Source organism: Bradyrhizobium pachyrhizi (assembly GCF_001189245.1).
Taxonomy (GTDB): Bacteria; Pseudomonadota; Alphaproteobacteria; order Rhizobiales; family Xanthobacteraceae; genus Bradyrhizobium; species Bradyrhizobium pachyrhizi.
On record NZ_LFIQ01000119.1, the window covers coordinates 288,467 to 310,659 of the forward strand.

Here is a 22,193-nt window from a genome sequence, read left to right on the forward strand (position 1 = left end):
CCGTCATCCAACCCGCGATGCAATCGCCTTTCGCCTGGCCTCCCTGCGGGGCGCTGGGACGGCGAGGTGCTGACCTTCAGCAAGGAGCTTTCGATGAGCGACGAGACCAAAAGACCGTTTCTGACCCACGCCTCCGGCGCCCCCGTTGCCGATAATGTGAACATCCTGACGGCGGGGCCGCGCGGACCCGCATTGCTGCAGGATGTCTGGCTGATCGAGAAGCTGGCGCATTTTCACCGCGAGGTGATCCCGGAGCGGCGCATGCATGCCAAGGGCGCCGGCGCGCACGGCACCTTCACCGTCACCCACGACATCACGCGCTACACCAAGGCCAGCATCTTCTCGGAGATCGGTAAGCAGACGCCGATGTTCGCGCGGTTCTCGACGGTCGCCGGCGAGCGCGGCGCAGCCGACGCCGAGCGCGACATCCGCGGTTTCGCGCTGAAATTCTACACCGATGAAGGCAATTGGGACGTGGTCGGCAATAACACGCCGGTGTTCTTCTTCCGCGACCCCTTGCGCTTCATCGACCTCAACCACGCCATCAAGCGGCATCCGCGCACGGGGGTGCGCGACCCCGACATGAACTGGGATTTCTGGACGCTGCTGCCGGAAGCGCTGCACCAGGTCACCATCGTCATGAGCGAGCGCGGCATCCCGAGAAGCTTCCGTCACCAGCACGGTTTCGGCAGCCACACCTACAGCATGATCAATGCCGACAATGAGCGCGTCTGGGTGAAATTTCATTTCCGCACCCGGCAGGGCGTCCAGAACCTGACCGATGCCGATGCCGAGGCGCTGGTCGGCAAGGACCGCGAGAGCCACCAGCGTGACCTGTTCCAGAGCATCGAGCGCGGCGACTTCCCGCGCTGGACGCTGTTCATCCAGGTGATGACGGATGCACAGGCCAAGGCATTCCCGTTCAATCCGTTCGATCTGACCAAGGTGTGGCCGAAGGCGGATAATCCCTTGATCGAGGTCGGGTATTTCGAGCTCAACCGCAATCCGGAGAACTTCTTCGCCGAGGTCGAACAGGCGGCGTTCACGCCGGCGAATGTCGTGCCCGGCATCGGCTATTCACCTGACAAGATGCTGCAGGCCCGCCTGTTCTCCTATGGCGACGCGCAGCGCTACCGGCTCGGTGTCAACCACCACCAGATCCCGGTCAACGCGCCGAAATGCCCATTCCACAGCTATCACCGCGACGGCGCGATGCGCACCGACGGCAATCTGGGCGCCACGCTGACATACTGGCCGAACAGCCATGGCGAGTGGACGGATCAGCCGCAGCTGAACGAGCCGCCACTCGAATTGTCAGGCGCGGCCGCGCATTGGGATCATCGCGTGGATGACGACCACTGGCAGCAGCCGGGCGACCTGTTCCGCAAGATGAATGCCGCGCAAAAGCAGGCTCTGTTCGACAACACCGCCCGTCAGGTCGGCAATGCGTCGAAGCACATCCAGGAACGGCACGTCGCGAATTGCAGCAAGGCCGACCCGGCCTACGGCAAGGGCGTCGCGGATGCGCTGGCGAGGTTTGCGGCGGGCAATTTGTAGCGAACGCCGGAGCGAATTAAGTACCGCATCCCGTCATCCCCGCGCAATGGCGCAGCCATTGTCGCTGGAGGTGCGCGCGCAGCGCGCCTCGAAGGATGAACGGCCACAGCCGGACCGTCGTGCTTCGGGACGGCCGCTCCGCGGCCTCCTCAGCATGACGGGAACGGAATTGTGCCCGCGCGGACTAGGTCGGCTTGCCGCGTCCGTTCTTCTCGGCCGCGCGGCGCAGTGCGTCGGCGAGCGCGCCGCCGCCGGACTGCTCCTGCGGCCGGCGCGGAGCCGACGACGTCATCTTGCCGGAGCCGCGCGAGAAATCGCGCGACAGCGCCGCATTGTCCTTCTTCGGCCCGATCTCGTCGTCAAGCCGCAGCGTCAGCGCGATGCGCTTGCGCGCGACCTCGACGTCCAGCACCTTGACCTTGACGATGTCGCCGGGCTTCACCACCTCGCGCGGGTCCTTGATGAAATTCCGCGACATCGCCGAGATGTGCACCAGCCCATCCTGGTGCACGCCGATATCGACGAAAGCGCCGAATGCAGCGACGTTGGTCACGGTGCCCTCGAGGATCATGCCCTTCTTGAGGTCCTTGACCTCCTCGACGCCTTCCTTGAACACCGCCGCCTTGAACGCCGGACGCGGATCGCGGCCGGGCTTTTCCAGTTCGCGCAGAATGTCGGTGACGGTCGGCAATCCGAACGTATCGTCGACGAAGGATTGCGGCTTGAGACCCCGCACCACGTCGGCATTGCCGATCAGCGCCTTGATGTCGCTCTTGGTCGCCTCGAGGATGCGGCGCACCACCGGGTAGGCTTCCGGATGCACGCCGGATGAATCGAGCGGATCCTCGCCATTGCTGATACGCAGGAAGCCGGCACACTGCTCGAAGGCCTTCGGGCCGAGCCGCGGCACCTCCTTCAGCGCCTTGCGCGACTTGAACGGACCGTTGGCATCGCGGTGCTGCACAATGCTTTGCGCCAGTCCCTGGCCGATGCCCGACACCCGCGCGAGCAGCGGCACCGAGGCGGTATTGGCGTCGACGCCGACCGCGTTCACGCAGTCTTCCACCACGGCATCGAGCGAGCGGGCGAGCTTGGCCTCGCCGAGATCGTGCTGGTATTGGCCGACGCCGATCGCCTTCGGATCGATTTTGACCAGCTCGGCCAGAGGATCCTGCAGGCGCCGTGCGATCGAGACCGCGCCGCGAATGGTGACATCGAGGTCGGGCAGTTCGTTCGAGGCGAAGGCCGAGGCGGAATAGACCGATGCGCCGGCTTCGGAGACCACGATCTTGGTCATCTTGCGCTCGGGCAGCCGCTTCACGAGCTCGGCGGCGAGCTTGTCGGTTTCGCGCGAGGCGGTGCCGTTGCCGATCGCGATCAGCTCGACGCCATGCTCGATCGCGAGCTTGCCGAGAATGGCCAGCGCCTCATCCCAGCGCCGCTGCGGCTCGTGCGGGAAGATCGCCGTATGCGCCACCACCTTGCCGGTCGCATCGATCACTGCGACCTTGACGCCGGTGCGATAGCCGGGATCGAGCCCCATGGTGGCGCGCGCGCCGGCCGGCGCCGCGAGCAAGAGGTCGCGCAGATTCGAGGCGAACACGCGCACCGCCTCGGTCTCGGCCGCGGTCCACAGCCGCAGCCGCAAATCGATGTTGAGGTGGATCTGGATCTTGGTGCGCCAGGCCCAGCGCACCGTCTCGGTCAGCCATTTGTCGCCCTTGCGGCCCTGGTTGGAGATCGCAAAGCGGTTCATGATCTTAAGCTCGTAGAGGCCGGGCTGGCCGACGACCGGCTCCTGCGCCTCCGGCTTGATCGCGAGGTCGAGGATCTCTTCCTTCTCGCCGCGGAACAGCGCCAGGATGCGGTGCGACGGCAGCTTCGGCAGCGGCTCGGAGAAATCGAAATAGTCCTTGAATTTCTCGCCTTCGGTCTTCTTCCCGGTGCGGACGGTCGAGGCCATGATGCCGTTCGACCACATCTCCTCGCGCAGCGCGCCGATCAGGTCGGCATCTTCGGCGAAGCGCTCGACCAGGACCGCGCGCGCGCCGTCGAGCGCCGCGGCGACGTCGGCGACCTGCTTCTCGGCATTGACGAAGGGCGTCGCGGCCTCGTTCGGATCGCTCTCGGGCTGCGTCAGAAGTTGATCGGCGAGCGGCTCGAGGCCGGCCTCCTTGGCGATCTCGGCCTTGGTGCGACGCTTCGGCTTGTAGGGCAGATAGATGTCCTCGAGCCGGCCCTTGCTGTCGGCGGCCATGATCTGGGCCTCGAGCGCGGCGTCGAGCTTGCCCTGCTCACGGATCGAATTGAGCACCGCGGTGCGGCGCTCCTCGAGCTCGCGCAAATACGTCAGCCGCTCCTCCAGCGTGCGCAGCTGGGCGTCATCAAGCGCGCCGGTGAGCTCCTTGCGGTATCGCGCGATGAACGGCACCGTGGCGCCACCGTCGAGCAGCGTCACCGCCGCCTCGACCTGTTCGTCGCGAACCCCCAGCTCCTGCGCAATCTGATGATGAATCTTTGCCACGCCTGTCTCTCTGAAATTCCGTTGCGCCGCCGGATCACTGATGGCGCGGAGGCCGCTTATGAACCATCCCGGATTGATTCATCAAGGCGCGCTGTGGATCAAATTGGGCGCGGGCTGCAATCTATTTCCGGGATGTTGACCGTCCGCGGCTTGACAAATAGATGCGCGCCGCATTGCCGCCGAAAAATCGCGGCCCTCGCGTCACTTGACAAATCAGCCAGCAAGGTCTCCGCCGCCGCGAGCCAGTGCCCATAGCCGCCCGCGAGATTGACGACGGGCCAGTCGCTGCCCCACAGCATCCGCTGCGGCCCGAAACATGCCAGTGCATGATCCACAGCCTCGCTGAGATCGGCGACCTGCCAGTTCGGTGCCGCCTCAGTCGCAAGGCCCGAGAGTTTGCAGACGACGTTGGATCGTGTGGCGAGGCTTGCGATGTCGTCCTTCCAGGCCGCGATGTCGCCGGTCGCAAGGTGCGGCTTGCCGAAATGGTCGAGCACGAATTGCAGGTCCGGATGGCGATCGACCACCTGAATGAGCCGCGGCAAATGGCGCGGCAGCACCAGCGCGTCGAAGACGAGGTCACGCCGCGCCATGGCCTCGAACGGCGCCGCCAGTTCGGCGCGCAGCAGCCAGTCGTCATCGGCGATGTCCTGCATCATCGGCCGCAGCCCGACGAGGAGCTCGCGCCCGGCGATCGCATCGATCCGCGCCGCGGCATCGGCGGCGTCGAAGTCGACCCAGCCGACCACGCCGCGCACCTGCTCGGCGCCTTTTGCGATATCAAGCAAAAATGCGGTCTCCGCTTCGGTCGGCGCGGCCTGCACCAGGATGGTGCCTTCGATCCCGGCCGCGGCGAGATGCGGCGCGAGATCGGCCAGGCCGAAGTCGCGGTAGATCGGCCCGCGCTCGGGCGTCAGCCAGCCGTAATCCGCGCGCGCCAGGGTCCAGACATGGTGATGGGCGTCGATCCGCATCATGCCGGCACCGGCGCATGCTGGTCGAGCAGCCCCTCATTCTTCAGGTCGCGCCACAGCGCGGCAGGCACGGGCGACGACACCGCGGCGACGTTGCGCTCGACCTCCTGCGGCGTCTGCGCGCCGAGCACGAGGCTTGCCACCGCCGGATGGCCGAGCGCGAAATGCAGCGCCGCGGTCGGCAGCGCCACGTTGTGGGCGCGGCAGACCCGATCGATCGCCGCCACCTTCCGCATCACGTCCGGCGGCGCGTCCTTGTAATTGTACTTGGCACCGGCAACCGCGCCGGTCGCCAGGATGCCGGAGTTGAAGACGCCACCGAGCATCATGCCGATGTCCCTTGCTTGCGCCAGCGGCAGGAATTCGGCGAGCGCGGGTTGCTCGAGCAGCGAGTAGCGGCCGGCGAGCAGCATGGTGTCGAACGTTCCGGCCTTGGCGAAGCGCCCGCACATCTCGGCCTCGTTGACGCCGATCCCGATCCCCTTGACCACGCGCTCGGAACGCAGCTTGTCGAGCGCAACATAGGCGCCCTCCATCGCCTCGCGAAACCGCGCCTCGATCGCGTCAGCTCCGTGGGTCCAGACGTCGACGTCGTGGATCAGTAGCAGGTCGATGCGATCGGTGCCGAGCCGCAGCAGCGACTGCTCCACCGAGCGCATGGTGCCGTCATAGGAATAGTCGAACACCGCGCGATGCGGCGCGCCGCCGGCGAAGTTGGAGCCGTCGCCGCGGCCATGGAACGGGTCCATCCAGCGCCCGACCTTGGTGCAGACGACGACGTCGTCGCGCGCCACGCGGCGCAGCGCGGTGCCGCTGCGGTGTTCGGCGAGGCCATGGCCGTAGAGCGGCGAGGAATCCAGCAGGTTGACCCCCAGCGCGAATGCCCGCTCCACCGTCGCAATCGCAGCAGTGTCGTCGAGCCGTGCGAACAGGTCGCCGAGCGGCGCCGTGCCGAAGCCGAGAATGGAGACATCGAGCCCGGTCCGGCCGAGCCTGCGGCGTGGCAGTGCCGGGGAGCCCGGATCGGAGGATTGTTGTTGGGTCATTATGGCCTCCCGCCTGCGTTTCTTGTTAGCCCCTCATCAGACTAGCGTCGTTGACCGGGATCGTGAAGAGACCTTGGCGGCCGACGCCGCGGTGAGGTCTCTCATCGCGCACGCACCACATCGCTAAAATGCAATGCACAGCTTCACGTTGCCTATCGGCGGGAAATAGGCTATGGGAGCTCCGCAACTTCAACGCAGGAGGCGACGATGTTCAGGTCTGCGCGCCTCCCGGGTTCGCCGCGCGATATTTGACGCGCGTCCCGGGATCGTATCCCGGGTGAAATCGCAACACCCACACGCAATCGAATCTGCTGCGAGCCTTCGGCTCCGCGCTTGCGGAACTTTTGTCATGACCTCGACGCTTCCGGTGGCCTCTCGTCGCGAGGCCACACGCTCCGCGCTGCTCGAACGTCAGCTGCAGAGGTATCATCCGAACGTTCAGGGAAAGGTCCGCGCGCTGGCCATGCGGCACACGCGTCTTGCGGACCTTGCCGCGAGCTTTCCTGCGCTGCTGTTCGCGCTGGCGGTCCCGCGAGCCGGGATCGCTTCGGCGCGCGCACGCGCATGCGTCGTCGACGGCCGCTCCCTCGCGGACGCCGCGGCCGCGGCGGGCATTCCGCTGTGGCTGCGCAGATTGCCGCCGGAGGCATTCACCGCTCCGATCACGGGACTGCCCGATGACGAGCTGTTTCGCCGACAGATCGCGAACCACCTGCCGTTATCACCGAAGCTCGCGCCGATCTGGCTGAGATCCGTCGCGGCGGTTGCCGAGCTCGCACATGGACCGGCGGCGGTCTGGATCGCGCGCGAGCTGGTCCGAGCGCCGCCGCGCACCGATCCTGTGCGATTGCGGCTCGTCGGCCTGTGGGCGTGGTTCTCCACGCAGCCGGCGACGCTGGGACATACGCTGATCGACCGGAGGTGGACGCCGAGCATGCAGATCGGCTCGGCGCTCGCGGCCGCCGATGCATGGAGCACGATGATCGCGCTGCATGTCAGCCTCGGCTCGGAGAAGATCGCGGATATGTGGCTGCAGCCGGGCCGCGTTGACGGTTACGACTTCATCCCGCTGAACTCGACCACGGATATCTCGGAGGAGGCGGAAGCGATGCAGAATTGCCTGCGCACCTACGGTCCCAACCTCGCCCACAATCGCTCGCGGCTGTGGAGCATCAGGCGGAATGGGCAACGCGTCGCCACCCTGAGAGTCGCGGCGCGTTTTGAGGGCCCGTTGCCAGGCATCGCCGAGCTCACCGGTATCCGGAACGCCGAGATGCCGCGCGAGGTCTGGTGGGCGGCGCGCCAATGGCTGCATAGCTACGGCCTGTTGCGGATGGAGGTCGAGCAACGCAGATGGGGCACCGCGCCTCTCGACCGCCGACCTGGCGCGCGATCTGGCGGCCGTACTGGCTCGCCAGGCGGCAGATTCCGGAATGGCTGCCGCTCGCTCCGTCGCGCAAGGCGCTCAATGCGCTGTGATGCGCATCCGCCACCGCCGTGTCGTTGCTAATCGTCGGCAACAATCTGCTGGGCAAGGTTGTCGACCACCACAGGACTCTCGAAATAGGTGACGATCGGATCGGCGCCATATTTCTCCCGTGCGCGGGCGCGCCACGCATCGGTGTACAGCGCCTCCGCCTCCACTCTCGAGTTCCAGAAATAGATGCCGCCGGCCGTCATCCCGTCCTCGGACAGCACATAGGTCTTTCGGGACAGCCCCAGAATGCCGCGATAGATCGGCGCGGTACTCAGGAAGATGCTGCGAGCTTCCTCGCGCGTGATCGGCTTCGGCAGCTTGAACGTCGTGACAGCGGTAATCATCCGGATCTCCTGCAGCATCATTCTTGACACGATCGTCAATATTGACATTAATGTCAAGAATGAATCGATGGAGCGAGCCGCATGGTGGGCGTGCGTCAGTTTGACGAAGACGAGATGATCGCAACCGCGCTCGACGTGTTCTGGCGCAAGGGCCTGCACGATGCGACCATGCAGGACCTCGCGGCCGCAACCGGCGTCCAGCGCGGCAGCCTCTACAACGCCTATGGCGACAAGGAAGCGATCTTCCTGCGCGCCTTCGATCAGTATGCCGCGCAATTCCTGGACGCGGCCAGCAGCGCGCTGGCGCAGGGCGATACCTCAGCGAGACTGAGGGACTTCTTTGACATGATCATCGTCAACATGACCGACGGCACGCCGCAGCGGGGCTGCCTGACCACGCGCACCGCGCTCGACGCGGCCATTTCGAGCCCGGATGTACGCCAGCGCGTGCAGGACGTGCTCACCCGGCTCGAGCAGCTGGTCGGCAAGGCCATCAGCGCGACGCCGAACAGGCGCAGCACGGCCGATGCAAACCGGCTGGCGCGCGTCATCGTGACGTTCACGCGCGGGCTCGCCGTGATGGAGCGCGCCGGATACAGCCGCAAGCAGTTGAGGGAATCCGCCACCACATTCATCGATGCCGTGATTGGCGACGCCTGAGGCGGCGTCCCTGTCCCGGCGACGGCGTCATCGTAAGGGAGAAACCAGCATGCAGGAACGGAACGGCGGCTGCCTGTGCGGCGCGGTGCGTTACACGTCAAGAGCGAACCGCGGAGCATCGCGATATGTCATTGCACACATTGCCAGCGGCAAAGCGGCAGCCTGTTTTCGTTCAACCTCGTGATCCGCGAAGCCGACTACCAGCAGTCGGGCGAGACGGTGGTGTTCGTCGACAAGGGCGACAGCGGCCATCCGGTCCATCGTCATTTCTGCGGGCGCTGCGGGTCCCCTCTGCTTGCGAAGACTGCATTGATGCCCGGCAAGGTCGTGGTGAAAGCCGGCACGCTCGACAGCATGGAGGGATTGCAGCCGCAAGCCGAGATCTATACCGATCGCGCCGTCGCATGGCTCGCGCCGATCCCCGGCGCTGCGCGCTTTGCCCGGAACGTGTGACCGGATGCGCCGGTCACGGACGCAGCGGGAAACGATTCAGCCTGGCCAGGGTTGCCTCCGTTCCGATTGCATCGGAACGGAGCTCTCGACTTTGCTTTGACGCGTTTTCTTCACGCGAACCGGTACTTCGCTCGAAAACGCTCCGGCGATCATTGACCGGCCGGCAATTCGGCGTAGTTGCCGTCCTTGTCACGGCGGTACACGACGTAGTCGATCAGGGTGATGTCACCCTTCGGCGTGTAGCTGATCTTGCCGAGCACGGTATCCCAGCTTCCGGCCTTGATGGCCGCCGCGACCTTCTTGGCGTCGGTGGTCTGGGCACGGGCCGCCGCCTGGCTCCAGATCTGGAACGCGGCATAGCTGTAGAGCGTGTAGCCGTCGGGATCGATGCCCTTGTCCTTGAACTTCTTCAAGGTCGCGGCCGCGGTCGCCTTCTTGCGCGGGTCGGGCGAGAAGGTGAACAGCGAGCCTTCGGCAAGCGGACCTGCGATCGCGGCGAACTGCTTGTCGACCAGGGCGTCGCCGCCCATCAGTACAGCATTGACGCCCTGCTCGCGCATCTGGCGCAGGATCAACGCAGCCTCGGCATAATAGCCGCCGACATAGACGAAATCGATCGACTCCTTCTTGAAGCGGGATACCAGAGCAGCAAAATCCTTGTCGCCCTTGGTATAGGCCTCATAAAGCTTTTCCTTCACCCCCGCGGCGTTGATGGCCTTCTTCGTTTCGTCGGCAAGGCCTTTGCCGTAGGTCGTCTTGTCGTGGATGATCGCGACGTTCTTGGTCTTGTAGTTCTTGATAATGTAGGCGGCCGCAACCGTACCCTGCTGGTCATCCCGGCCGCAGACACGGAACGTGTTCCACAGCCCGCGCTCGGTGAATTGCGGATTGGTCGAGCCCGGCGTGATCTGCAGCACATTGCCCTCGGCATAGGCGTCCGACGCAGGGATCGAGGTCGATGAGCAGAAATGCCCAACGACGAACGGAATCCTCGCGCCTGCCATCTTCTCGGCAACCGACACCGCCTGCTTCGGATCGCAGGCATCGTCGCCGACCTCCAGCTTCAGCTTCTTGCCAAGCACGCCGCCCGCCGCATTGATGTCGGCAATCGCGAGATCAGCACCGTTCTTGAACTGCTGGCCAAAGCTCGCCTCGGAGCCGGTCATCGGTCCGACCACGGCAACACTGATATCCTGCGCCATGGCGGCGCCGGACAAGGCTAGGCTCGCGCCGAGCGCAAGAAAATATCCTCGAAGTGCAAACTTCATCACATTCTCCTCGATGGTCTCAAGTCGCCTCAATGCATCGCAGTCGACGAATCCGCCGATTGCGACGATCACCGGGGGGCTGCCTTTTAAGCGCGAGACGATTGGCAGGCTCGGACTGGGGCGACGGGGATTGGACATATGCGACATCGGGCAACAATGTGAAACACGTTGTCGTGCATTGGCGTCTGGAATCGCCCGCAGCGGACGTGATTGGGCGGCGATGTTGTGTGCGCGACAGCACACAGGCTGGCGGAGAACGCTGTTTGCGACGTCGCCCCGAGATCGACCAAATGCCGGACGACGGCGCCGCGCAGCTCGGGCGTCGCGAGCTGGTAGCTGTCGTCAAGCTCCCTGATGTAGAGCGCCAGCAGACGCATCGCCTCGGTGTTCGAAGGCAACGGCCGGATCAGCATGTCCTCGGGATCGCGGACCAGCACCAGCGCCTTGCGCGGCAGCCTGAGACCGACGAAACGGCTCGGCGAGACCGGGACCACCATATTGCCGGCCTCCGTGCTCGACCGCAGCATGGCCTGCCCCGGGCCGAGCTCGACGTCGCGGCCGCGCGATCTTGAGGTTGCTGCACGCCCAGGATCCGATCCCGAGCCCAGGCAACTCGCGCACATTGGCTTCGGCATAGAACGCGCCGACGCTCAGCGGCTCCCGGATCGAGCTTCACGATCATCGGCCCGATCTGCTCGCGAAAGATCGGCAAGCGGTCGCGCTCGCCGAAATCCGCGGTCGAGAACCGAAACCCGGCGATATCCGGCGACTGCATCGTCATCGGCTGGTCCTCATCGCGGCGCTGATATGCGGCCGATTTGTGGCAGCATGACACCGCTCGAGCGCACGGGACCGTGCTTACACGTCGGCACTTTTGTTGCAGACAGGCGATGCTCGCCGGATCATCCTGACGTTCTTGCCGGGTCTGAAATCGCAACCAAGACCGAAATCGTGCTCGCTCGATATTGCCCGGCGTCGTCATCCAAGCCGTTACGCGGATTATAACGGTCAATAGTAATCCAAGCGCAGGTCACGTAACCTTCGGCCGCCAGAAGCCGCAATGGGAGGTCATCATGGTCAGCGATTTGGTGTTGACCGATATCCGCGCCGGATATCGCGTCGTGACGCTCAACGCCTTTCTCGAAAAGCGCGCGACGCGCTTTGTCGGACGAGCCAAAGCTTGAACGTTCGGATTGAACGTTCCACCGTCAAGGCGAGACGCATCATTGATCACAAGTCAGAAGGTCCAATTGCGATGACACAGCCTCAATCCAGTGGTGCACGGACGGCGGGCAACGTCATGAAGCTCGACAGCTTCGTGCGCGGAAAATGGTCCGGCCCGGGCGAACCGGCAGCCGAGATTCACAGTGCCGTCACCGGCGATGTGGTGGCGGTCACGACCAGGAGCGATCTCGACATGCGCGAGATCCTCGCCTATGGCCGCGCAATCGGCGGCAAACATCTCAGAAAACTGACGTTCCACCAGCGCGCGGGCCTACTGAAGGCGCTGGCCGACTATCTGACCCAGCACAAGGACCGGCTCTACAAACTGTCATTCCATGCAGGCGCAACCCGAACCGATGCAATGATCGACGTCGACGGCGGCATCGGCACGTTGTTCAACTATGCCGGCAAGGGCCGCCGTGAGCTTCCGAACAGCAAATTCCTGCTCGACGGCAATGTCGAGGGGCTCTCCAAGGGTGGCGCATTCGCCGGTCAGCATATCGTGACGCCGCTGCACGGTGTCGCCGTGCACATCAACGCATTCAACTTCCCGTGCTGGGGCATGCTGGAGAAGCTGGCGCCGGCGCTGCTGGCCGGCGTGCCCGTCGTGACCAAGCCCGCGACGGTCACCTCCTATGTCGCCCACGAGCTGGTCCGGATCATCACCGAATCCGGCGCGCTGCCCGAAGGCGTGCTGCAATTCATCATCGGATCGACCGGCGACTTGTTCGACCATCTGACCTGCCAGGACGTGGTGTCCTTCACAGGCTCGGCCGACACGTCGCAAAAACTGCAGCGGCATCCGGTCATCGCGCGCGAAGCGGTCAGGTTCATCGCCGAACGGGATTCGCTGAACGCCGCAATCCTCGCTCCGGACGCCGTACCGGGCAGTCCGGAGTTCAACCTCTTCGTCAAGGAAGTGGCGAAGGAGATGACGGTCAAGGCGGGGCAGAAATGCACCGCGATTCGCCGCGCGCTGGTGCCGTCAGCGCAGCTCGACGCCGTGATCACGGCGCTGCGCGACCGCCTGGCCAAGGTCACGATCGGCAATCCCGAAAACGACAAGGTCAGGATGGGGCCGCTGGTCGGGCTCGGCCAGCGGAGCGATGTGCTTGCCCATGTCGCGAAGCTTCGCACCGAAGCCGAACTGGTGGCCGGCGATCCCGGCGACTTCGCGCTGCTCGATGCCGACGCGACGCGCGGCGCTTTCATTCCGCCGCTGCTGCTGCATTGCGCCAAGCCGCTCGCCGCATCCGCGGTCCACGAGATCGAGGCGTTCGGGCCTGTCAGCACCGTGATGGGTTACGACGACCTGGAGCAGGCGATCGCGCTGACCAATCGCGGCGGCGGCAGCCTCGTCGCATCCATCTACACGCACGACATCCCGGCCGCGACCGAACTGGCATTTGGCATCGGCAGTTTTCACGGCCGTGTCGCGATCATCGACCGCGACTGCGCGAGCGAGCACACCGGACACGGTTCGCCGATGCCGCAGATGGTTCACGGCGGCCCCGGCCGGGCCGGCGGCGGCGAGGAACTGGGCGGCGTCCGCAGCCTCCAGCACTACATGCAGCGCACCGCCTTGCAGGGCTCGCCGACGATGCTGAGCGGCGTCACCGGCCGCTGGTTCAAGGGCAGCCCGATGCTCGAAGGCGACCTGCACCCGTTCCGCTATCACTATGACGATCTCGAGATCGGCCGCACGCTGGTCTCGAAGGCACGGCAGATCACGCTCGACGACATCGAGCACTTCGCGCATTTCACGGGCGACACCTTCTACGCCCATATGGACGAGGAAGCGACCAAGGGGCATCCGTTCTTCCCGGGCCGCGTCGCGCATGGCTACCTGCTGCTGTCGTTTGCGGCCGGCCTGTTCGTCGATCCCGACTATGGGCCGGTGCTGGCGAATTACGGCCTCGACTCGCTGCGCTTCGTCAAACCCGTCCAGCCTGGCGAACAGATCCAGGTGCGGCTGACCGCGAAGGAGAAGATGCCGCGCAACAAGCAATATGGCGAGGTACGCTGGGACGTCGAGATCACGACCGGCACCGGCGAAACCGCGGCGACCTACGAGCTGCTGACCATGAACGCGATGCGGGGTTAAGAGGCGCGTCAAAGCAACTCGGCCTGCCGGCTGCGGCCGGCCGATTTCGCCTTGCCGCGCGGCCGGGTGGCGGCGGCCGCGGCATCGTCGGCGCCGGCCAGCACGAGCTGCGCGACGAAACCGGCATATTCGGCGCGGGTCATCGGCCCGCCCTCGCGGAACCACATGTAATGCCAGTTCAGCATGCCGAAGACGCTCATCGTCAGCGGCTTGAGCACGCGCTTCTGCTTCGCCGCCGGCACGGCGGCAGCGAGTGCATCCGACATGATCCCGACCAGGATCCGCTCGCTTGCGAGCAGCGGCTGCTGCTTATCCTTCGGCAACAGCTTGAGACTTGAGATCTGGACCTGATGTTCGGCGTCGGCATGCCGGTAGAGCTCGAGTAGGGTCGCAACGATCGTCCTGAAGCGTGCGGCCGGATCGCCGGCCTGTGCGCTCGCCTTGCGGAGTGCCGCCACCAGTTTCGCGAGATGCGACGACAGGATATCGAACAGGATCGCTTCCTTGTCGGGATAATAATGATAGAGCAGAGCCTTCGAAACACCGCAGGCATCGGCGATGGTGTTCATCGACGTGCCGACATATCCCGATGCGGCAAACAGCTCGGCCGAGCGATGCAGCATCGAGAGGCGCTTGTCGTCATAGTCCTTGGCGCGCGATCGGGCCATGTCTTGTCCGTTCCACCAGGCGGCCGTTCGGCCATCGTCCAGAGATGTCAGTCAATAGTCGCAAGGTTCCGGGACCACAGCCCCGGCGCCTCCGAACTGCTATTTATTGACCATCCGGTCGGACAATTCCATAAGCCCGGCGATCGGGCAACATTGCCCGGAATGAATTTTCCTGGCGCAGCGTCGCGAGAGCATCTCTCTGCTGCAAATCGCCTCGTCATGCGCGTCTGATTGCAAAGTTCGCGGCGCCGCCGAGTTTCGCGCGCGTCCCGAACAGGAGCGTGTTATCGTTCATCGAACGGCTCGGAATGCGAAGGAGGCTCTGGGTGCGGACATCCTCTTGGCTCCACGTCCTTCGTCGCGCGGCCCGTCGGCTGAAGAGATGGCAGCGGCGATTAGCGCGCGCTGCCAACCCCGACGGCAAGGACATGCACGAACTCTTTCTGTTTGGTCCTCACGGCTGATCGCTCGTTGCCGCGACGCATGCCCAATCGAGACCGCGGCAGATGTGATCCATCGCCACGCTGACGTCAGTCTGCCTACGCCGCACATGTCGAGCGGCAGGATCACGCACAGAGCGATAGCATGACAGCTCCTCGAGCGCGTCACGTCATCATCGTCGGCGGCGGCGCGAGCGGCGTCCTGCTGGCACATCAGTTGCTGCGTCAATCGGCGGACGATGTCCGGGTCAGCCTGATCGAGCAGGGCCCCGATATCGGGCGCGGCATCGCCTATCATACCGGCAATCCGGATCATCTGCTCAATGTACGGGTCGCCAATATGAGCGCGCTGCCCGATCAGCCGGATCATTTCTGGCACTGGCTGATCTCGCGCGGGGCGGACGCGACGCTCTGCCCTGATCCCTATTGCTTCGTGCCGCGGCGCATCTTTGGCGACTACATTGCCAGTCTGCTCGAGCAATAGGCGTCCGATCAGGCCGACATCCAACGCCTGTCGATCGCGCACGCCAGATGCATCGCGATCCGCGAACGGCGGGGCAACGTCGCCACCAGCCTCGACGACGGCCGGCAGCTGATCGGCGACATCGTCGTTCTCGCAACCGGGCACGATCCACGCGCGAACAGTCCGGGACATGCCGGTCCCTGGGCGGTACCGTCTGTCGCTGCGATCGCCGACGACGCGACCGTCCTGATCCTCGGCACGGGGCCGACGATGGTCGATTACGTGCTGTCGTTGCTCCGCGACGGGCATCGCGGGCCGATCGTTGCGATGTCGCGCCGGGGCCTTCTCGCGAAACCGCACCGCCGGGTCGACGCCGTGCGCATCGAGGAGGCGGAGGTCCCCTTCGGCTCCGGAATCGGCAGCCTGCTTCGCTGGCTTCGCGGCCGCATCGACCGGCACATCGCTGCGGGCGGCGACTGGCGCAGCGTGATCGAGGGCTTCGCCCCCCACACCCAGCGGCTGTGGCGTGAGCTCCCGCTTTCGTCCAAGCGCCGGTTCCTCGAACACGCACGTGCCTGGTGGGACGTACCGGCACCGGATGGCGCCGCAAGTGGAGGTCCGGATCACTGAAGCAATCTATGGAGGCCGGCTCACCCCCGATAGCCGCAAAGCTGATCTCGGCCGAGCCCGACCGGACAGGCGCGATCGTCAGTTACCGGCGGCGCGGCGAGAGCAGGCTCCGTCGCATGCACGTCGGCGCCATCGTCGACTGCACCGGCATCGTCAAGGATCCACGCGCAACCGCCAATCCCGCGGTGCGCAGCCTGCTCGAGCGTGGCCTGGCGCGCGTCGATCCGCTCCGCATCGGCATCGAAACCGATCGCAATTGCGCGATCATCGGTCACGACGGCGTGCCGTCACGCCGCCTGTATGCCGTCGGCCCGCTCACGCGCGCCGCGTTCTGGGAGATCAGCGCAATTCCCGTCATCCGCAACCAATGCGCCGAGCTCGCCACTCTGCTGGTCCGCTCCGACGAAGAGCGGCGGCTCGCATCCCTCGCGCGCGTCTAGAAGCTTCGGCTCTGATCAATCAGAACCGAAACTGCAGCCTCTTGTTTTGACGCGCTTTCTTCACGCGAACCGGTGTCGACTTCAACGCCCTAGCTGCCGAAGCCGGCCGGAATGAACGCCGGCAGCTTCTCCTCGATGAAGTGCTTGACCTCGGGCGAGTTGAAGACCTGGATGAAGGCCTTCAGGCGCGGATCGTCCTTCTTGTCCGGCCGCGCGGTAAAGCGCAGCACGAGACCATCATCGACCGTGCGGTCGATCACCAGCGCCGATTTCGGATCACCGCCGGCCGGTATCAGATAGGTGATATTAACGAGCGCAAGCGAGACGTCGTCGAGCGACCGGTAGGTCTGCGCCGGATCGAGCTCGACGATCTTCAGGTTCTTGGGATTTTCGATGATATCAAACCGGCTCACCGAAAAACCCTTGCCCGGCGCCAGCTTGATCAGTCCGGCGCGTTCGAGCAGGATCAAGCCACGCGCGCCGTTGAGCGGCTCGTTCGGGATCGCAACGCTGTCGCCGGACTTGATCTCGTCGAGCGACTTGATCTTCTTCGAGAACAGCCCGACGGGCGCGATCACGCCGACCTTGTCGACCTGGATCAGGTTGAAACCGCGCTGCTTGTTCTGGATCGCGAGATAGGTGGCGTGCTGGAACAGGTTAGCGTCGACATCGCCGCTATTTACCACCTCGTTCAACGCGACCCAGTCCGACAGCTCGACGATCTTGACGTCCTGCCCCTTGTCCTTGGCGAGCTTGGCGGCAAAGGCAGCCAGCTGACCGACCGGGCCGGCGCTGGTCGCGATCTTGAGAGGTTCGTCCGCAACGGCGGCCGCAGTCATGGCAAGCAGCACGCCAGCTGCCTGCGCCAGGCGCAACAATGTCTTCATGGTCTCGGTTTCAACTCCGTCTTCAGGGATCGATCAGGCCGCCTTGCGGCCGCGGCTTCCCGCTTCAGCCTCGGCCAATGCCTGGGTGAGGTCGGCGAGGATGTCGTCCGGATGCTCGATGCCGACCGAAAGCCTGATGTAGCCGGGCGTCACGCCTGCCGCGAGTTGCTCCGCGGCGCTCAGCTGCTGATGGGTGGTCGACGCCGGATGGATCGCCAGCGAGCGCGCATCGCCGATATTGGCGACGTGATAGAACAGTTTCAGCGCATCGATGAAACGACGGCCGACCTCGACGCCCCCTTTCAGCTCGAAGCCGACCAGCCCGCCATAGCCGCCCTTCAGATAGAGATCGGCGCGGCGCCGGTCCTCCCCGCTCTGCAGTCCGGGAAAGATCACATGCGAAACGGCGGGATGCCGTGCCAGGAAATTCGCGACCTTGATCGCGTTCTCGTTGTGCTGACGCAGCCGCAACGGCAAGGTCTCGAGTCCCTGGATGAACTGAAATGCGTTCTGGGGAGCGACCGAGGCGCCGAGATCGCGCAGCAGCTTCACGCGTGCGCGCAGGATGTAGGCGATCGGGCCAAGCGGCTTGGCTGCCTCGGTCCAGATCGCGCCGTGATAGGCATCGTCCGGCTGCGTCAGCAACGGGAAGCGCTCGGCGTGCGCCGCCCAGTCGAAATTGCCGCCGTCGATGATCGCTCCGCCGATCGATGTGCCGTGGCCGCCGATATACTTTGTCGCGGAATAAACGACGATCGCCGCGCCGTGCTCGAACGGGCGCGCAATGAGCGGGACGGCGGTGTTGTCGAGAATCAGCGGCACGCCGAGCGAACGGCCGATATCCGCGACTTCCCTGATCGGGAACACGTTGAGCTTGGGGTTCGGCAGCGTCTCGGCGAAGTAGGCCCGGGTCTTCGCATCGGTCGCCCGGCGGAAGTTTTCCGGATCGGCCGGATCGACGAAGCGAACCTCGATGCCGAACTGCTTCAGCGTCTGCGACAGCAGCGTCAACGTGCCGCCGTACAGATCGGTCGATGAGACGATATTGTCGCCGGCTTGCGCGATGTTGAAGATCGCGTAAGCCGTCGCCGACTGGCCCGACGCTACGGCCAGAGCGCCAACGCCGCCTTCCAGCGCGGCCAGGCGCTCCTCGAACACGTCAGCCGTCGGGTTCTTGATCCTGGTGTAGATCTGTCCGATCGCCTCCAGGGCGAACAGCCGCGATGCGTGATCGGTATTCTCGAATTGAAAGGACGTCGTTTGGTAGATCGGAACAGCCACGGCGCCGGTCGCCGGGTCGGATCGGTACGATCCGCCATGCAAGGCGAGCGTCTCGACATTCTTGGTTTCGATCGGCATTTCGAAATCTCCTGAAATCCATGGACCCAGCATCAAAAGGCAGAGAATGATGCGCAGCAGCGTCCGCGACTGTCGAGACGTCGGCGAAAATAGCGATGAGCGTGCTGACCGCACGTCTGATGGCGTCGCTAATTTTTCAGCCGCTGCTCCCATCGCGTAACATTTGTTTCACTGCGCCGCCGTGTTGAACGGATCAGCGGAGTTGATGAGCCATCAGCTGATCGAGCCTGCAAATCAATGCGCCATGTCGCGCATGCCGTCATTTCGAACAGCACCACGACGTTGAACAAACGAATCTCTGCTGCGCCGGATCGAAGATGGAGCACGATTTTGATCCTGTCTTTGCGAATAGAAAATAAAGCCGCGCAGCGGTCGTGATAAATCACCTCTCAGTCCTCAATTGGCGGAATCGCGCGATGACCAGACCGAAGGAACTTCGTTTCAACGCGTTCAACATGATGGCGCCGAGCCACAACTGGGCCGGCCTCTGGTCGCATCCGCGCGACACTTCACTTAACTACAACTCGCTGGACTATTGGGTTGACTACGCCAGAACAGCCGAACGCGGCCTGCTCGACGGCATCTTCCTCGCCGACGTCTTTGGCATCTATGACGTCTACGGCGGCAGTCCTGAGACGGCGCTGCGTCACGCCGTTCAATTGCCGAACGCCGAGCCGACCCTGCTCGTCTCCGCCATGGCTTATGCAACGAAGCATCTCGGCTTTGGCATCACGTCCAACCTCACCTACGAGCATCCCTACCAGTTCGCCCGCCGCTTCTCGACGCTCGACCACCTCACCGGCGGGCGGATCGGCTGGAACATCGTCACCGGCTATCTCGACAGCGGCGCCCGCGGAATGGGTCTTGAGGCCAACCGCGCGCATGATGAACGCTACGAGGCGGCCGAGGAATTCCTCACCGCGGCCTACAAGTTGTGGGAAGGCAGCTGGGAGGACAGCGCGGTCCGCCGTGACCGGACAGCGCGCGTGTTCACTGATCCGGCAAGGATCCACAATGTGCGGCACCAGGGACTTCATTACCGGGTCGACGGCATCCACCTCGCCGAACCCTCGCCACAGCGCACGCCCCTGCTCTATCAGGCGGGCACCTCGAAGCGCGGCCGCGCCTTCGCGGCGAGGCACGCGGAGGCGATCTTCCTCAACGGCCAGACCAAGCCCATTCTAGCCCGCGCCGTACGCGAGATCAGGGAGGCGGCCAAGGCGTTCGGACGCGATCCCTATGATATCCGCCTGTTCGCCGGCGCGACCGTGATCGTTGCCCCGACGCGCGCGGAGGCCAACGATCTGCTCGAGGAGTACGCAGGGTATGTCGATCAAGCCGGCCAGCTGGCTCTGCTCTCGGGCTGGACCGGCATCGATTTCTCGAACTATCGCCCCGACCAGGCGGTGCAATATGTCGAGAGCAACGCGATCCAGTCGATGGTCGAGAATTTCACGTTGCGGAGCGACCGGCCGGTCAAGGTCGGCGATCTCGCGACGCTGAGCCGGGTCGGCGCACGCTCGCCATTCGTGGTCGGCTCACCCCAGGACGTGGCGGACGAGCTGATCGCCTGGGTCGACGAAACCGACGTCGACGGCTTCAACCTGTTCCGCCTCGTCGCGCCGGAATCGCTGACGTCATTCGTCGACCTCGTCGTGCCGGAATTGCAGTCACGCGGGGTCTACAAGACAGCCTATCGCGAAGGCACGCTTCGCGAGAAGCTGTTCCCCGGACGCGGACCCTATCTTGACGCCACGCATCCCGGCGCCGGCTTCCGCCGCGCCTCGCCGGCAGCGCGCACCGAGGCCGCCGAATAGATCAGCCTGGAAACCTCCTGGCGATGGGCGATGAACGCCCGTCACCAGGTTGCGATGTAGGTGCCCTTGAAGCGCTTCTCGAGGAACGCCTTGACCTCTTCGGAATGGTAGGCGTCGATCAACTGCTTGACCCAGGGCTTGTCCTTGTCCGCTTCGCGCACGGCAACGATGTTGACCCACGGGCCATCGGCCGCCTCGCGAGCAATGGCATCGGTGGCGGGATTGAGCCCGGCCTGAACCGCATAATTGTTGTTGATCGAGACCAGGTCGACATCTTGCAGTGAACGCGGCAGTTGCGCGGCATCAAGCTCGACGAAGCGCAGATGCTTCGGATTGTCGGTGATGTCGGCAATAGTCGACGCGACGTTGTTGGGATCCTTGAGCTTGATCACGCCGTGCAGCGCAAGGATGATCAGGCCGCGCGCGCCATTGGAAGGATCGTTGGCGATCGCCACCCGTCCGCCATCCGGAAGATCGGCCAGCTTCTTGTATTTCAGCGAGTAGACACCCTGTGGCGACGCAATCGTGTTGGCGACCTTGACGATTTTCCAACCGGTCTTCGATATCTGGTTCTTCAAATAGGGCTCGTGCTGGAATGAATTGGCCTCGAGATCCCCGAGCGCGAGCGCCTGGTTCGGGATCACGTAGTCCGTGAATTCGACCACCTTGATGTCGAACCCATGGCCCGCAGCCACCTTCCTGACGACCTCCAGGATCTCGGCATGTGGTCCGGCCGTGACGCCGACCCGGATCGTCTCGGCCCTCGCGGTGCCGACCAAGAGTGCTACCGCGGCAACCCCCATCATCAGGATACGCATCATCTTCCCTCGACAATTGGATCGGTAACTACCAGCTCGGTAGCACCGCGCCCTTGAACTTGGTCTGGACGAATTCCTTGATCTCGGGCGTGTGGTAGCTATCGACCAGGATCTTGACCCACGGCTTGTCCTTGTCAGCGGCGCGAACCGCAATCAAATTGACGTATGGCCCCTTCGGATCCTCGCGCAGGATCGGATCCTTGACCGGATCGAGACCGGCCTGCGTCGCATAGTTGGTGTTGATGACTGCCGCATCGACATCGTCGAGCGCGCGGGGCGCCTGAGCTGCGTCGACCTCGACGAATTTCAGCTTCCTGGGATTATCGGTGATGTCGATGACGGTCGGCTTGAAACCGACGTCGCTCTTCAGCTTGATCGTGCCCTTGTCGCGCAGCAGCAGCAGGGCCCGGCCGCCATTGGTCGGATCATTGGGAATTGAGACCTTGGCTCCGTCAGGAACGTCGGCCCAGCTCTTGTGCTTGCGCGAATAGACGCCGATCGGAAAATTGACCGTCAGTCCCACCTGCTCGATCTTGTAGCCGCGATCGGCTTTCTGGTTGTCCAGATAAGGCTGGTTCTGAAACGAGTTGGCCTGGATGTCGCCGGCGTCGAGCGCGGCGTTCGGAACGACATAGTCGGAGAACTCGATGAGCTGAAGCTCGAGCCCGCTCTTCGCTGCGATCGGTTTCACGGCCTCGAGGATTTGTGCATGCGGCCCGGGCGTCACGCCGATCTTGATCGTTTCTGCCGCGGCGGCGGTCGACCAGATCGCAACAACGCCTGCAAGAGCGAAAATCGATCGAAGCAACATCTTGGTCTCCATGGAACTGAACTCGCTATGAAGCTCATCGCCCGCGCCGGGGACGAAATCAATGAAATGAGAATCCAAATTTTTCCCCATGACGAGTCGCCGCTGCTGTGGGCGCGATGAAAAGAGAATGGAGCCGGCCGGGCATCTTGGCGCAGCGAGCGACTTATCTGCTGATGCCGGCTGCAACGCGCAGGCCAAAAATACTTTTCTCGCGGACTTCGCTTGCAGA

22 protein-coding genes are annotated in these 22,193 nt (G+C 64.2%); 10 read left to right on the forward strand and 12 right to left on the reverse strand.

Annotated features, from left to right (window positions below; translation table 11 throughout):
• Positions 1–93 precede the first annotated feature (93 nt).
• Positions 94–1,557 (forward strand): catalase, encoded by a 1,464-nt coding sequence (locus tag AKL29_RS36320; protein ID WP_028333330.1) that lies wholly within the window; start codon positions 94–96, stop codon positions 1,555–1,557.
• 184 nt (positions 1,558–1,741) lie between these two features.
• On the opposite strand, the gene AKL29_RS36325 is transcribed toward AKL29_RS36320, so the two are convergent.
• The 3 genes from AKL29_RS36325 to AKL29_RS36335 form a co-directional block, all read right to left on the reverse strand.
• Positions 1,742–4,081 carry a Tex family protein gene (locus AKL29_RS36325; RefSeq protein WP_028333331.1) on the reverse strand — a complete coding sequence of 780 codons (2,340 nt, stop codon included), beginning with the start codon at positions 4,079–4,081 and terminating at the stop codon, positions 1,742–1,744.
• Between the two features lie 98 nt (positions 4,082–4,179).
• The gene (locus AKL29_RS36330; RefSeq protein ID WP_244482616.1) at positions 4,180–5,058 is read right to left on the reverse strand and encodes an amidohydrolase family protein; all 879 of its coding nucleotides are present in this window, start codon (positions 5,056–5,058) and stop codon (positions 4,180–4,182) included.
• Positions 5,055–6,101, reverse strand: coding sequence for an aldo/keto reductase (locus AKL29_RS36335; protein WP_050387461.1), 1,047 nt, complete (start codon positions 6,099–6,101; stop codon positions 5,055–5,057). The genes AKL29_RS36330 and AKL29_RS36335 overlap by 4 nt, the downstream gene beginning before the upstream one ends.
• Before the next feature lie 349 nt (positions 6,102–6,450).
• Between AKL29_RS36335 and AKL29_RS36340 the strand changes: the two genes are divergently transcribed.
• Positions 6,451–7,611 carry a hypothetical protein gene (locus AKL29_RS36340; protein WP_244482617.1) on the forward strand — a complete coding sequence of 387 codons (1,161 nt, stop codon included), beginning with the start codon at positions 6,451–6,453 and terminating at the stop codon, positions 7,609–7,611.
• On the opposite strand, the gene AKL29_RS36345 is transcribed toward AKL29_RS36340, so the two are convergent.
• The gene (locus tag AKL29_RS36345) at positions 7,608–7,922 is read right to left on the reverse strand and encodes a hypothetical protein (protein ID WP_050387586.1); all 315 of its coding nucleotides are present in this window, start codon (positions 7,920–7,922) and stop codon (positions 7,608–7,610) included. The genes AKL29_RS36340 and AKL29_RS36345 overlap by 4 nt on opposite strands.
• A gap of 81 nt (positions 7,923–8,003) precedes the next feature.
• Between AKL29_RS36345 and AKL29_RS36350 the strand changes: the two genes are divergently transcribed.
• Together AKL29_RS36350 and AKL29_RS36355 are read left to right on the forward strand one after the other, a co-directional pair.
• Positions 8,004–8,582: a TetR/AcrR family transcriptional regulator gene (locus AKL29_RS36350; protein ID WP_050387462.1), complete on the forward strand. Its 579-nt coding sequence runs from the start codon at positions 8,004–8,006 to the stop codon at positions 8,580–8,582.
• A gap of 75 nt (positions 8,583–8,657) precedes the next feature.
• On the forward strand, positions 8,658–9,035 hold the full coding sequence (locus AKL29_RS36355) for a GFA family protein (RefSeq protein WP_488230434.1): 378 nt from the start codon (positions 8,658–8,660) through the stop codon (positions 9,033–9,035).
• A 149-nt stretch (positions 9,036–9,184) separates the two neighbouring features.
• Here AKL29_RS36355 and AKL29_RS36360 read toward each other — a convergent pair whose 3' ends face one another.
• Together AKL29_RS36360 and AKL29_RS36365 are read right to left on the reverse strand one after the other, a co-directional pair.
• Entirely contained in the window at positions 9,185–10,303 is a 1,119-nt protein-coding gene (locus AKL29_RS36360; protein WP_050387587.1) for a branched-chain amino acid ABC transporter substrate-binding protein, read from the reverse strand.
• Between the two features lie 86 nt (positions 10,304–10,389).
• A complete protein-coding gene (locus AKL29_RS36365; RefSeq protein ID WP_152977911.1) occupies positions 10,390–10,938 on the reverse strand; it encodes an AraC-like ligand-binding domain-containing protein in 549 nt (182 codons plus the stop codon).
• A 330-nt stretch (positions 10,939–11,268) separates the two neighbouring features.
• Between AKL29_RS36365 and AKL29_RS42475 the strand changes: the two genes are divergently transcribed.
• Complete coding sequence (locus AKL29_RS42475) at positions 11,269–11,487, forward strand: hypothetical protein (RefSeq protein WP_152977912.1); 219 nt, start codon at positions 11,269–11,271, stop codon at positions 11,485–11,487.
• 116 nt (positions 11,488–11,603) lie between these two features.
• Positions 11,604–13,631 carry a phenylacetic acid degradation bifunctional protein PaaZ gene (gene paaZ, locus AKL29_RS36370; RefSeq protein ID WP_050387464.1) on the forward strand — a complete coding sequence of 676 codons (2,028 nt, stop codon included), beginning with the start codon at positions 11,604–11,606 and terminating at the stop codon, positions 13,629–13,631.
• 8 nt (positions 13,632–13,639) lie between these two features.
• On the opposite strand, the gene AKL29_RS36375 is transcribed toward paaZ, so the two are convergent.
• A complete protein-coding gene (locus AKL29_RS36375; RefSeq protein ID WP_050387465.1) occupies positions 13,640–14,299 on the reverse strand; it encodes a TetR/AcrR family transcriptional regulator in 660 nt (219 codons plus the stop codon).
• 585 nt (positions 14,300–14,884) lie between these two features.
• Between AKL29_RS36375 and AKL29_RS46495 the strand changes: the two genes are divergently transcribed.
• The 3 genes from AKL29_RS46495 (at position 14,885) to AKL29_RS46505 (ending at position 16,272) form a co-directional block, all read left to right on the forward strand.
• The gene (locus AKL29_RS46495) at positions 14,885–15,223 is read left to right on the forward strand and encodes an FAD/NAD(P)-binding protein (RefSeq protein ID WP_317250134.1); all 339 of its coding nucleotides are present in this window, start codon (positions 14,885–14,887) and stop codon (positions 15,221–15,223) included.
• 249 nt (positions 15,224–15,472) lie between these two features.
• Positions 15,473–15,832 (forward strand): FAD/NAD(P)-binding protein, encoded by a 360-nt coding sequence (locus AKL29_RS46500; RefSeq protein WP_317250133.1) that lies wholly within the window; start codon positions 15,473–15,475, stop codon positions 15,830–15,832.
• Positions 15,833–15,840: 8 nt separating this feature from the next.
• On the forward strand, positions 15,841–16,272 hold the full coding sequence (locus tag AKL29_RS46505; protein ID WP_317250132.1) for an FAD/NAD(P)-binding protein: 432 nt from the start codon (positions 15,841–15,843) through the stop codon (positions 16,270–16,272).
• An 89-nt stretch (positions 16,273–16,361) separates the two neighbouring features.
• Here AKL29_RS46505 and AKL29_RS36385 read toward each other — a convergent pair whose 3' ends face one another.
• From AKL29_RS36385 to AKL29_RS42480, 3 genes are all read right to left on the reverse strand, one after another.
• The gene (locus AKL29_RS36385) at positions 16,362–17,159 is read right to left on the reverse strand and encodes a MetQ/NlpA family ABC transporter substrate-binding protein (protein WP_028333343.1); all 798 of its coding nucleotides are present in this window, start codon (positions 17,157–17,159) and stop codon (positions 16,362–16,364) included.
• A gap of 33 nt (positions 17,160–17,192) precedes the next feature.
• Positions 17,193–18,518 carry an O-acetylhomoserine aminocarboxypropyltransferase/cysteine synthase family protein gene (locus AKL29_RS36390; protein WP_050387466.1) on the reverse strand — a complete coding sequence of 442 codons (1,326 nt, stop codon included), beginning with the start codon at positions 18,516–18,518 and terminating at the stop codon, positions 17,193–17,195.
• A 128-nt stretch (positions 18,519–18,646) separates the two neighbouring features.
• Positions 18,647–18,904: a hypothetical protein gene (locus AKL29_RS42480; protein WP_152977913.1), complete on the reverse strand. Its 258-nt coding sequence runs from the start codon at positions 18,902–18,904 to the stop codon at positions 18,647–18,649.
• Between the two features lie 30 nt (positions 18,905–18,934).
• Here AKL29_RS42480 and AKL29_RS36395 point away from each other — a divergent pair, with 30 nt between their 5' ends.
• Positions 18,935–20,335: an LLM class flavin-dependent oxidoreductase gene (locus AKL29_RS36395; RefSeq protein ID WP_050387467.1), complete on the forward strand. Its 1,401-nt coding sequence runs from the start codon at positions 18,935–18,937 to the stop codon at positions 20,333–20,335.
• A gap of 41 nt (positions 20,336–20,376) precedes the next feature.
• Here the strand turns inward: AKL29_RS36395 and AKL29_RS36400 are convergent, their stop codons facing one another.
• Positions 20,377–21,156: a MetQ/NlpA family ABC transporter substrate-binding protein gene (locus AKL29_RS36400; protein ID WP_430648907.1), complete on the reverse strand. Its 780-nt coding sequence runs from the start codon at positions 21,154–21,156 to the stop codon at positions 20,377–20,379.
• 25 nt (positions 21,157–21,181) lie between these two features.
• Positions 21,182–21,976 (reverse strand): MetQ/NlpA family ABC transporter substrate-binding protein, encoded by a 795-nt coding sequence (locus AKL29_RS36405; protein WP_050387589.1) that lies wholly within the window; start codon positions 21,974–21,976, stop codon positions 21,182–21,184.
• Positions 21,977–22,193: the final 217 nt, after the last annotated feature.